At 48.6% G+C, this 11105-nt stretch carries 11 protein-coding genes; 6 read left to right on the top strand and 5 right to left on the bottom strand.

Annotation, left to right across the window (positions count from 1 at the left end; all coding sequences use genetic code 11):
- Nucleotides 1–50: 50 nt before the first annotated feature.
- Complete coding sequence (locus tag VFS25_RS06980) at nt 51–2516, bottom strand: mechanosensitive ion channel family protein (RefSeq protein ID WP_326461409.1); 2466 nt, start codon at nt 2514–2516, stop codon at nt 51–53.
- Nucleotides 2517–2760: 244 nt separating this feature from the next.
- Here VFS25_RS06980 and VFS25_RS06985 point away from each other — a divergent pair, with 244 nt between their 5' ends.
- The gene (locus VFS25_RS06985) at nt 2761–3594 is read left to right on the top strand and encodes a glycerophosphodiester phosphodiesterase (RefSeq protein WP_326461410.1); all 834 of its coding nucleotides are present in this window, start codon (nt 2761–2763) and stop codon (nt 3592–3594) included.
- Between the two features lie 22 nt (nt 3595–3616).
- Here VFS25_RS06985 and VFS25_RS06990 read toward each other — a convergent pair whose 3' ends face one another.
- The 4 genes from VFS25_RS06990 to VFS25_RS07005 form a co-directional block, all read right to left on the bottom strand.
- Nucleotides 3617–4195 carry a nitroreductase gene (locus VFS25_RS06990; RefSeq protein WP_326461411.1) on the bottom strand — a complete coding sequence of 193 codons (579 nt, stop codon included), beginning with the start codon at nt 4193–4195 and terminating at the stop codon, nt 3617–3619.
- A 21-nt stretch (nt 4196–4216) separates the two neighbouring features.
- Entirely contained in the window at nt 4217–4648 is a 432-nt protein-coding gene (locus VFS25_RS06995; RefSeq protein ID WP_326461412.1) for a thioesterase family protein, read from the bottom strand.
- Between the two features lie 74 nt (nt 4649–4722).
- Complete coding sequence (rdgB, locus tag VFS25_RS07000; RefSeq protein WP_326461413.1) at nt 4723–5319, bottom strand: RdgB/HAM1 family non-canonical purine NTP pyrophosphatase; 597 nt, start codon at nt 5317–5319, stop codon at nt 4723–4725.
- Between the two features lie 26 nt (nt 5320–5345).
- Entirely contained in the window at nt 5346–5843 is a 498-nt protein-coding gene (locus tag VFS25_RS07005; RefSeq protein ID WP_326461414.1) for a hypothetical protein, read from the bottom strand.
- 89 nt (nt 5844–5932) lie between these two features.
- On the opposite strand from VFS25_RS07005, the gene VFS25_RS07010 reads away from it, so the two are divergent.
- The 5 genes from VFS25_RS07010 (at nt 5933) to fusA (ending at nt 11007) form a co-directional block, all read left to right on the top strand.
- Entirely contained in the window at nt 5933–7045 is a 1113-nt protein-coding gene (locus VFS25_RS07010; RefSeq protein ID WP_326461415.1) for a branched-chain amino acid aminotransferase, read from the top strand.
- A gap of 176 nt (nt 7046–7221) precedes the next feature.
- Entirely contained in the window at nt 7222–7506 is a 285-nt protein-coding gene (locus VFS25_RS07015) for a hypothetical protein (protein ID WP_326461416.1), read from the top strand.
- Nucleotides 7507–7679: 173 nt separating this feature from the next.
- On the top strand, nt 7680–8060 hold the full coding sequence (gene rpsL, locus VFS25_RS07020) for a 30S ribosomal protein S12 (RefSeq protein WP_089918361.1): 381 nt from the start codon (nt 7680–7682) through the stop codon (nt 8058–8060).
- Between the two features lie 31 nt (nt 8061–8091).
- The gene (gene rpsG / locus VFS25_RS07025; protein WP_326461417.1) at nt 8092–8559 is read left to right on the top strand and encodes a 30S ribosomal protein S7; all 468 of its coding nucleotides are present in this window, start codon (nt 8092–8094) and stop codon (nt 8557–8559) included.
- A gap of 300 nt (nt 8560–8859) precedes the next feature.
- A complete protein-coding gene (gene fusA, locus VFS25_RS07030) occupies nt 8860–11007 on the top strand; it encodes an elongation factor G (protein ID WP_326461418.1) in 2148 nt (715 codons plus the stop codon).
- Nucleotides 11008–11105: the final 98 nt, after the last annotated feature.

Consider the following 11105-nt stretch of genomic DNA (forward strand, 5'->3'; position numbering starts at 1 on the left):
ATTACGCTCCAAAATTAGCGATGTTGTTACGTAAGGCCAATATTAAATTTTTATTGCCTGGGTGTATCTTCCGGTGGTTTCCCGGGTTTCCACTGCTGTAAAATAGATGGGTCTACGGTTTTAATGTGCAGATCGCGCTGGGGGAAGGGCATTTCAATGCCTGCCTTTTGCAGGTTTTCGTATATGCTGGCCAGTATGTCGCTTTGCAGCTGTCCGGCCAGTGCCAGGTCTGTGATCCAGAAAAAGATGCGGAAGTTGATGGAGCTATCGGCAAACTGGTACAGGAACACCACCGGCTCCGGCGCTTCCATAATGCCCTGCCGCCCCTGCAAGGCCTGTTTCAGTATATCGGTCACCTGTTTTACGTCAGACCCGTAGGCTACGCCTATAATCAGCTCTACCCGGCGGGTGCGGCTGCTAAGGGTCCAGTTAATAAGCTGCTGCGAAATAAGGTCGCCATTGGGTACTATTACCTCAGAACCATCATAAGCCGATATTTTGCTGGAGCGGATGCCTATTTCCTTTACCACGCCGGAACGGGTGCCCAGCTCAATAACATCTCCTACCTCAATGGGCTTTTCAAACGCCAGTATTACACCAGATACCAGGTTGTTCACAATGTTCTGCAGGCCAAAGCCAATACCCACGCCCAATGCGCCTATCACAATGGCCAGCTTGTCCATGGGTATGCCGGACGCCGCAAAGGCCAGCAGCACCCCTGCTCCCAGTATGGCCAGGCGTATAAGCAGTATGGCGGAGCCCAGCTTTTTCTTTTGGCCGGTGTGTGCGCCCTGGCCTGTTTCCCCGAACATATAGGCAATCAACTGCGTAAACACGGTAGATACCCATAGCACCAGCAGGAAAATAATAACGCTGCCAAACGTAAAAGTAGTGTTGCCAATGGTACGGCCGGCTGCCAGGAAATCAGTAATGGCTTCATAAATATTATCAAACACATACAGGTTACGGGCTATAAGCATTAGCCAGGCTATGGTGGCAAACAGGTACAGGAAAGCTTTTAAACGCGATTGTATGTTCTGGAAATCAATAAAGGAAATAAAAGTGCTGGAGCTTTTGTTCGCTTCTACCTGCAGGTAAACGGCTTCCATGATCAGGTCTACAAAATACAGCAGGTTAACGGCCATGGTTATACTGATGGCTGCAGTGGCACCAATGATCTTGGCAGCTGTTACCCGGCCGCTGATCACCAGCAGCAGGGAAAAAACACTCATCACAATAAAAATCAGCAGCATTTTGCGGGAATGCTTGGGTAGCGCCAGGGTGCTGTGCCGGGTAATTTTCCGCAGGCGCACCCCCAGCATAATACATATAATGGCTGCCAGGAAAAGGCCCCACTGCTCGGCATTGGTGGCCTGTATGGTAAGGTTGTTCAGAAAGTAAATGAACAGCAGCGCTACCAGCGCCAGCCAGTGCTGCAGCAAATGCCGGGGTATGGCATGCCCTATCATATAGCTGAGCGCCGCAATGGTCACCACCCAGTTTAGTTGTATGAACAGCACCGGGTATTGTACAGATAGCAGGCCCGAAAGTGTGCACACAAAAATAAGCGTACCTGCCACCGGAAAGCGGTACAGCAAACGGGAGTGCTGTAAAATAGCCTCTGCCTCTGAAGGCGGATGGTGCAGGCGTATCTTACGGGTATTGTTATAAGTCCAGAATGCAAACAGGGCGGCCAGCAGCAGCCATATCACAAGCACCGGCCATTGTACGGAAAAGAAAATAACAAGCACCTTTATGTTCTTGCGCACCGAGTTGCCAAGCACTGTTAAAAAGCTGGGTTCACTGACCTGCTTTTTGGGCTGCCACAGGTAGGTATAATCTTTAACAAACATGCGCCGGCTGAAATTATCCAGCTGAAACTCCATATCGCCCAGCAGGTTGGTTACGGCAATGTAGCGCATCGCTACCTCATTCTGTAGCAGCCCCATTTGCAGGAGGGCCTGCTTGTTAGCCTTGTCAATCTGCCGGAATTTTAAAATAAGGCTGGTAAGCTGGCTGATGTAAAAAGTGCGCAGCTCATCTTCTGTAGGCACGGCGCGCATGGCGGTATCTTTACGCACCTGCTGCAGGGTATCGCTGATGTTCACCAGCTTTGCATAATGCTGGAACAGGTCATCCTGCCATATTTTTAAAATGCGCTTCAGCTGTACCAGCATTACCTTATTGGTATACAGGTCGTGCACATTGGGAGTGCTGCCCAGCGCTGCAATATTGTTCTTGATCACATGTAAAGAAGAGTCAATGAGCGGCAGCTTTTGGCTGATACGGGTTGAGTCGTAGCCTCGTTTCAACGTGCTGCCCAGTTCATTCAGCATCAGCGTATAGCCCTCCAGCCGGTTAATGATAATGGCCACCGCTGTGTCGGAAATGCGGGAGAGGGTAGTATCGCTGGCATGCAGCATTACCTGCCTGCGAATGCGGGCGCTGTCTGCCAGGGTAGAGTCCTGCTGATGCCTGACAGCCTTTTTCCTGTTTTGTGCCTGCAGCCCTGCCAAGGGTAATAGCAGTAAAAGCAGCCACAGAAGCTGTTTACCATGTTTTTCACAGATAGGTGCGCTCATGGGTACATATATAAATGCCATGGCAATTTAGCTATTCACAACCAATAAAAGCTGGCATTATTAATGATTACATAATGCCATTTATGCCAATAAGCTGCTATATTCAATCCTTAATTATACAATACACATGGTGAAACAATCTTTACTGTCTGGTGCTTTGCTGTTAATAGCGTTTGGAATGAAAGCTCAAACTACCTTTCCCGTTTTTGATAAAGAAGGCCATCGTGGCTGCCGCGGGCTGATGCCTGAAAATACCATACCGGCCATGAAAAAGGCAATTGACCTGGGCGTAACCACCCTGGAAATGGATGTGCTGATCTCCAAAGATAAACAGGTGGTGGTTTCCCATGATGCTTATATGAACCCCCTGTTCAGCCTTACGCCGGCCGGCGACACCTTTACAAAGGGCGAAGGCGCGGGCTACTACATATATAAGATGGATTATGACCAGGTCCGGAAATTTGATGTTGGCTCCAAAAAGCATCCCTATTTTCCCCGCCAGCAAAAGATGAAAGTCTATAAACCGCTGCTGGGAGAGCTGATAGACTCTGCCGAACAATACACACAGCAGAAAAATACCCCTCCGGTGTGGTATAATATAGAAACCAAATCAGTAGAAGGGCATGATGGCGAATGGCAGCCGGCGCCGGAAGAATTTGTTGACCTGCTGATGGCAGTACTGCAGCAGAAAAAGATCACAGACAGGGTGGTGATACAGTCGTTTGACAAAAGAACCCTGCAGGTGCTGCATAAAAAATATCCGGATATTAAAACCTCTTTCCTGGTAGGCGACGACCGCCTGGGCGGCCTCGATGGCGCCATTGCCGCATTGGGCTTTACCCCGTTTGTTTACAGCCCTAACTATAAGCTGGTAAATGCACAGCTGGTGCAAAGCTGCAAGGAAAAAGGTATTAAGCTTATTCCCTGGACGCCTGATACCGCTGATGAAATAGCGCAGCTCAAGGCCCTGGGGGTAGACGGCATTATTACCGACTACCCGGACCTGTTTTAATTACGAATTGTTCAATTACGAATTACTTTTCCCATTTTACCTTTTCGGCTATCGGCTTTAGCCGCCGGCCTTCGGGCGCCGGTTGATCGGTATAGCCCAGGTAAAAGAAACCTAACACTTTGTCCTGGTCGCGCAGGCCCAGGTAATCCTGCATGGCAGGGGTATAGGTCATACCGCCGGAGCCCCAGTACGCGGCCAGTCCCAGTGCAGTAGCGCCCAGCCACATGTTCTGCACGGCGCAGGCTACGGCTGCTATTTCTTCTATTTCCGGGATCTTGGGATTATCACCCCGTTTCATGCAAATGGCAATAATGTGCGAAGCCAGGTCGCCCTGGTGCTGCAGCTTCTCATAATTGCCGGGAATATACTGCGCAGCGGGCGTATAGGTCTTGTACAGCTCTGCATGCGCCGCGCAGAAACGTTTTACGCCATCTCCGCTGTACACGGTAAAATACCAGGGCTCTGTATACCCATGCGTGGGGGCCCAGTTAGCCAGGGCCAGTAATTGTTCAACGGTTTCGTCGGGTATGCGCTGGCCGTTCATGGCCGCCGGTTTAACGGTTCTCCTGTTTTTGATAAGCTGTGCCAGTTGTTCGTCCATTTTCATCTTTCGTTTAATGCTTTATACTAATTGTTCTTTCCATGCGGCAGGCAGGCGGCTTACCTTGCGCTGGTTATAATCAAAACATACCATGCCGGTTTTTGCTTCAGCTACGAGTATGCGGGTATCTTTGCGTAGTGCCGTAATGCGGTAGTACAGGTCAAAGCCGGTAGCGCTGTATTCTGCGGCGGCTACCTCAATTTCCAGTACATCGCCATGAAAGCTTTCTCCTTTATATATAATGGCCACATCCGCCATAATAAGGCCGGTGTTGGAAACCTTATCCAGCTCCTGCAGGCCGGAGGCTTGCAGGTACTGCATGCGGGCTTCATGCATAATAGATAATATGGCGTCATTACCCACATGGTTGCCATAGTTCAGATCCTGTATACGGATGGGTATGTTTGTCCGGAAATTAAATTGTGCTGGTAGTTCTAATTTTACGCGTGCCATTTATGATTGCTAATGATTAAATATCTCTATATGCTGTTATCTGTACTCTCTCTTTCTCTATCCATCCACGCTAATCAATTCGTAAATTCCTGATCCGTAATTGATCTCAGGTGTTGCACCAGCTTTGCAAATGCCCTTGCGCGGTGGCTATACTGGTTCTTTTCACTGAGGTTCATTTCGGCAAAGCTGCGGGTGGCGCCTTCAGGTACAAATACAGGGTCATAGCCAAACCCTCCGTTGCCTTTTCTTTCCGTTAATATATGGCCGGGACAAATGCCTTCAAACTGCTGCTCCTTCCCGTCAATGATCAGGGATATAACAGTGCGGAACTGTGCGCTGCGGTTTGTTTTGCCCTGCAGCTCCTGTAACAGCCTGGTAATATTGTCATCCGCTGATTTCTGCTCGCCTGCATACCGGGCAGAAATTACGCCCGGCGCCCCGTTCAGGGCAAATACTTCCAACCCCGTATCTTCAGAAAAACAATGCTGGCCCGTCATTTTATAAATAGTTTCGGACTTTTCACGGGCATTCTCCTCCAGGGTATCATGCGGCTCAGGAATATCTATGTCAATACCAGCTTCGTGCAGCGTTATAATCTCAAAAACATCGCCCAACAGGGAACGTATCTCTTTTACCTTATTGTTGTTGTTTGTCGCAAATACCAGTTTCATGAAAATGGATCGTCTGTTTTTATAGTCTAAAATTGAAAGAGCTGTTTTAAGCTGCTCCACAGCTTGCCTTTCAGCTGTTTATCTGTAGCAATAACTTCCAGCGGGTCTGAGAACAGCACCTGCACGCCGCCTGTACGGTGCACCTGGTAAACCGGCAACGGCTCCAGGCCCAGGCCGGCAGGTGCAATGCCAAATGCAATGCACTGCTGCATATTCACTGCCTGCTGCCATACCGGTAATGCGGTTGCAGGGAAACCTGCTATATTTATTAAGGCTACATCCTGCATACCCAGTTTGCAGGCATTTAATATATTAGTGAGCAGGTTAAATAAATCATCATTTAAATAGGCGCCATTTTCGTTTTGTATGAATAGTGCAATGTTTTTTTGATTTTCTCCTAAAAATTTCACTTTGGGCAACGGCTTTTGCTCCGCCGCAACCGGTACGCTTTTCCCGGGAACAATAGGCTGGGTGTATATTTTGGCCAGCAGGTACGGGTCCAGCTGCAATTGATCAAAAGACATAGATATTTATTTTAGTAACCATCTGATCGCTCCCGCTGGGGAAAAATCAGTTTATTTGTGTAAAAATATCGAGATAAAACCGATTAACCATGATGGCAGTAGATTATCCAGGCGTAAATACAACAGTAATGGATCAGGCAGTAAAGCAGATCCGGGTCAATAAAACCACCCATAGCCGAATTAGTGAGGTTGACTTTAATAACCTGGTATTTGGAAAAAAATATGCAGATCATATGCTGGTTGCCGATTTTGACGGCAAACAGTGGCATAATGCGCAAATACTGCCTTTTCAGCATTTATCTGTAAGCCCTTCCAATGCAGCCTGGCATTATGGACAGGCTATTTTTGAAGGCATTAAGGCATATAAAGACCAGGAAGGCCACCCCATGATCTTCCGGCCGTATGATAATTATGAGCGTTTTAATACTTCCGCGGAAAGAATGGGCATGCCTTCTGTACCGGAATGGCTGTTCATTGGCGGTATGGCTATGCTCATTGACCTGGACCGTGACTGGGTGCCTACCGGTGAGGGCTGTTCTTTATACCTGCGGCCGTTTATGATTGCTGCAGATGAATTTATTGGCGTGCGCCCTTCTGATACCTATAAATTCGTGATCATTAATTCTCCCTCGGGGCCGTATTTCAATAAACCCATTAAGCTGCTGGTGCAGGATAAATATATCCGCGCTTTCCCCGGCGGCGTAGGCTATGCCAAGGCAGCAGGCAATTACGGCGGAGCCATGTACCCTACCATGCAGGCCCGCAAGCAGGGCTACGACCAAATACTTTGGGTAGATGGTATGGAGCATAAATACCTGCAGGAATGCGGCACCATGAACGTATTTGTTATCATTGGCAATAAAGCGCTTACCCCCGACCTTACACAAGGCACAATTCTGGCAGGAGTTACCCGCGCCAGCGTAATGACCCTGCTGGAAGAGATGGGGCTTACGGTAGAGGAGAGGCCGGTATCAATTGATGAAATTGTAGCCGCCTGGAAGGCCGGCACCCTGCGGGAAGTATTTGGCACCGGCACAGCCGCCAGCGTAGCCTATGTGGAGCAGCTGGATTATAAAGAGCACCATATAGCGCTGAACACCGCTAAGTATGAGGTAGGGGCAGAGGTGATCCGCCGCCTGGATGCCATCCGCACCGGCAAGGTAGCAGATGATAAGGGATGGAATTACCGTATTGATAAATAATTAGTTTTAGTTGTGTTATGTTTAAAGGCTGTTCCTTAGGGGAACGGCCTTTTTTTGCGGGCCTCCTGCGCCCCGTTTTTAAGCAGATCCGCCATGTTCTGCTTCACTTTCTATTTCTTACTTCCTTTTCCAAACCTATTCTGTATTTTTGCCGTCTGTTTTTAATATTCATATTTATGACCTTGGATGCCTTTATTTCCTCCCTCAGCCAGGCAGCCCCGCCCGGCGAACTGAACGAGCCCCTGCAGGCCCTCTGGTGGGATGGAAAAGGGAACTGGGAGCAGGCGCATACCGTAGCGCAGGATATTAATACCAGCACCGGCTCCTGGATACATGCATACCTGCACCGTAAGGAAGGCGACCGGTCCAATGCAGCCTACTGGTATGCCCGTGCCGGCAAAAACATGCCGCACAATACCCTGGATGAGGAATGGCAGGAGATAGTGGCCGCCCTTTTATAAGCAGTGTTGCAGCCGGAGAAAGGCGCTTTTTAAGCGCCGGCGGTAAGTTTTTTGGAAATTGGAAGTAAGTAATTTGGAATTTATCATAGTTCGTTTTACCTTTGCCCTCCCAAAATCCTGTACTGGAATTTGGAATGTCATTGTAAACCGACAGCAAAAAAATTAGGTAAAGAATGCCTACTATACAACAATTAGTAAGAAAAGGAAGAGAAATTATCCGGGCTAAATCCAAGTCCAGGGCATTAGATAGCTGCCCCCAGCGCCGGGGTGTATGTACCCGCGTGTACACTACTACGCCTAAAAAGCCTAACTCCGCTTTGCGCAAGGTGGCAAAAGTGAAGCTGACCAATAAAATAGAGGTGATTGCTTATATACCCGGTGAGGGACATAACCTGCAGGAGCACTCTATCGTATTGATCCGCGGTGGTAGGGTAAAGGATCTGCCCGGTGTGCGTTACCACATTGTTCGTGGCTCCCTCGATACTGCCGGTGTGAAGGACAGGAAACAAAGCCGTTCCAAATACGGTACTAAAAAGGAAAAGGCTAAGAAATAATCTTAACATTCAAGAGAAATTTTTCAGATAAATGAGAAAGCAAGCTGCTAAAAAATTACCACTGGCCCCGGATCCCCGGTTCAACGACAAGCTGGTGACCCGTTTCGTGAATAACGTAATGGAGCAGGGAAAGAAGAGCATTGCCTATAAAATATTCTATGATGCCATAGATAAAGTGAGCCAGATAACCGGCGACAACGGTTATGAGGTGTGGAAAAAGGCATTAAACAACGTAACGCCTGCTGTAGAAGTAAGAAGCCGCCGTATTGGTGGTGCTACCTTCCAGATTCCTACGGAAGTGCGTGCTGACCGTAAAGTATCACTGAGCATCAAATGGCTGGTACGCTACGCTGGTGAAAGAAATGGTAAGAGCATGGCTGAGAAGCTGGCAAATGAAATTGTAGCTGCAAGCAAAGGTGAAGGTGCTGCTTTCAAGAAAAAAGAAGATACCCACCGTATGGCAGAAGCGAACAAAGCCTTCTCTCACTTCCGGGTATAGTTCAATCAGAAGCTAAACGCTGAAAATATATAGCAAAAAGCTGGTCGTTGCAGAAATGCGATGATCAGCTTTTAGCATTTAGTAGTCTAACCCCCTGGTCCACGCGAAATATCACAACGGGTTTAAATGCCGGTTAATGCCGGAGCTCTTGCAGCTGCCTTTATAACCTGCGCCGCCCGGGCTGGTGGCAACTTTTACCTTTAATAACATTTTGGCAATATTATAAGGTTTTATTTATTCCTAAAAAAGGATTACCTTTGCCCCCCAAATTGCATTTAAAATACAGTCATTACTAATATTATGGCAGACTTAAGATTTCAAAGGAACTTTGGTATAGCGGCCCACATTGATGCCGGTAAAACCACTACCACAGAGCGTATCCTGTATTATACAGGTAAAACCCACAAGATAGGTGAGGTACACGAAGGTGCTGCCACCATGGACTGGATGGCACAGGAGCAGGAAAGAGGTATTACCATTACATCTGCTGCTACCACCTGTTTCTGGAATTTTCCTACGCTGCAGGGTCAAACACAGCCTGATACCAAACAATATAAATTTAATATTATCGATACTCCGGGCCACGTGGACTTTACCGTGGAAGTAGAACGCTCCCTGCGTGTACTGGACGGCCTGGTAGCCCTGTTCTGCGCCGTATCTGGTGTGGAACCCCAGTCTGAAACCGTATGGCGCCAGGCTAACCGCTACCGCGTACCCCGTATCGGTTTCGTTAACAAAATGGACCGTTCCGGCGCCGACTTCCTCAATGTGGTAAAACAGGTGAAGGAAATGCTGGGTGCTAACCCGGTACCCCTGATGCTGCCCATTGGCGCTGAAGACTCTTTCAAAGGCGTGGTAGACCTGATTACCATGAAGGGTATTATCTGGGACGAAGCCGGTAAAGGCGCTACTTACCAGGAAATTGAGATCCCGGCCGATATGAAGGATGAAGCAGAAGAATGGAGGGCTAAGCTGGTGGAAGCCGTTGCCGAGTACGACGATAAGCTGATGGAGAAATTCTTCGATGATCCGAACTCTATTTCTGAGGCCGAAATTCACGAAGCTATCCGTAAAGCTACCATCGATATTGCTATCATCCCCATGCTGTGCGGTTCTTCCTTCAAAAACAAGGGCGTACAGAAAATGCTGGATGCTGTTTGCCGTTACCTGCCTTCTCCGATGGACATTGAGGCGGTAAAAGGTACTAATCCCAACACCGGTGAAGAAATTGAACGTAAGCCGGATGCAAAAGAACCGTTTGCAGCCCTGGCGTTCAAGATCGCTACCGACCCGTTTGTAGGCCGCCTGGCATTCTTCCGGGCCTATTCCGGCCGTTTGGAAGCAGGTTCTTATGTATTGAACACCCGTACCGGCAAAAACGAGCGTATCAGCCGTATCATGCAAATGCACGCTAACAAGCAGAACCCCATCGATTTCATTGAAGCAGGTGATATTGGTGCTGCTGTTGGTTTTAAGGATATTAAAACAGGAGATACCCTTTGCGCTGAAAACCAGCCCATTGTGCTGGAATCCATGACCTTCCCCGAGCCGGTGATAAGCATTGCGATAGAACCTAAGACGCAGGCGGATGTGGATAAGATGGGTATGGCCATTGCCAAACTGGTAGAAGAAGATCCTACCCTGAAGGCAAAAACAGATGAAGACACCGGACAGACCATCCTGAGCGGTATGGGTGAGCTTCACCTGGAGATCATCCTGGACCGTATGAAACGCGAGTTCAAGGTAGAAGTAAACCAGGGTGCGCCGCAGGTAGCTTACAAAGAAGCACTGACTGCCACCATAGAGCACCGCGAAGTGTACAAGAAACAAACCGGTGGCCGCGGTAAATTCGCCGACATCCAGGTTGAGATCGGCCCTGCTGATGCAGAATGGCTGAAAGAAAACGATGGCAAGAGCTTCCAGTTCATTAACGATATTTTTGGTGGTGCAATTCCCAAAGAGTTCATTCCCGCGGTACAAAAAGGTTTTGAGCAATCCATGAGCAATGGTGTGCTGGCCAACTACCCGCTGGATAACCTGAAAATACGTTTGTTTGATGGTTCTTTCCACGCAGTGGACTCCGACTCAATGTCATTTGAGCTGTGCGCCAAATCCGCTTTCCGTGAAGCTGCCCGCAAAGCCAAACCGGTACTGCTGGAGCCTATCATGAAAGTAGAGGTAACCACCCCCGACCAATACATGGGTGATGTTACCGGTGACCTGAACCGTCGCCGTGGTATGCTGGAAGGTATGGAATCAAGAGCAGGTGCCCAGGTTATTAAAGCCAAAGTACCGCTGAGCGAAATGTTCGGTTATGTAACCCAGCTGCGCTCCCTGTCCTCCGGCCGTGCTACCTCTATCATGGAGTTCTCTCACTATTCTCCTGCACCTAATAACATTGCTGCAGAGGTAGTGGCAAAGGTGAAAGGTAAGGTGAACGCTGAGTAATATTGGTAAAATGCCGGTGCAGCAGGCGTAATGCCCGCTGCCAGGCCAAAATTAGCATAGCCGCCCAGCGCTAATCCGTCCTTAATGAAATACGCTAT

Source organism: Chitinophaga sp., from assembly GCF_035761305.1.
Taxonomy (GTDB): Bacteria; Bacteroidota; Bacteroidia; order Chitinophagales; family Chitinophagaceae; genus Chitinophaga.

Excerpts from the sequence above, each read along its gene's own strand:
- VFS25_RS06985 (WP_326461410.1), top strand. The coding sequence starts at position 2,761 with ATGAAAGCTCAAACTACCTTTCCCGTTTTTGATAAAGAAGGCCATCGT.
- VFS25_RS06990 (WP_326461411.1), bottom strand. The coding sequence starts at position 4,195 with ATGGACGAACAACTGGCACAGCTTATCAAAAACAGGAGAACCGTTAAA.
- VFS25_RS06995 (WP_326461412.1), bottom strand. The coding sequence starts at position 4,648 with ATGGCACGCGTAAAATTAGAACTACCAGCACAATTTAATTTCCGGACA.
- rdgB (WP_326461413.1), bottom strand. The coding sequence starts at position 5,319 with ATGAAACTGGTATTTGCGACAAACAACAACAATAAGGTAAAAGAGATA.
- VFS25_RS07005 (WP_326461414.1), bottom strand. The coding sequence starts at position 5,843 with ATGTCTTTTGATCAATTGCAGCTGGACCCGTACCTGCTGGCCAAAATA.
- VFS25_RS07010 (WP_326461415.1), top strand. The coding sequence starts at position 5,933 with ATGATGGCAGTAGATTATCCAGGCGTAAATACAACAGTAATGGATCAG.
- VFS25_RS07015 (WP_326461416.1), top strand. The coding sequence starts at position 7,222 with ATGACCTTGGATGCCTTTATTTCCTCCCTCAGCCAGGCAGCCCCGCCC.
- rpsL (WP_089918361.1), top strand. The coding sequence starts at position 7,680 with ATGCCTACTATACAACAATTAGTAAGAAAAGGAAGAGAAATTATCCGG.
- rpsG (WP_326461417.1), top strand. The coding sequence starts at position 8,092 with ATGAGAAAGCAAGCTGCTAAAAAATTACCACTGGCCCCGGATCCCCGG.
- fusA (WP_326461418.1), top strand. The coding sequence starts at position 8,860 with ATGGCAGACTTAAGATTTCAAAGGAACTTTGGTATAGCGGCCCACATT.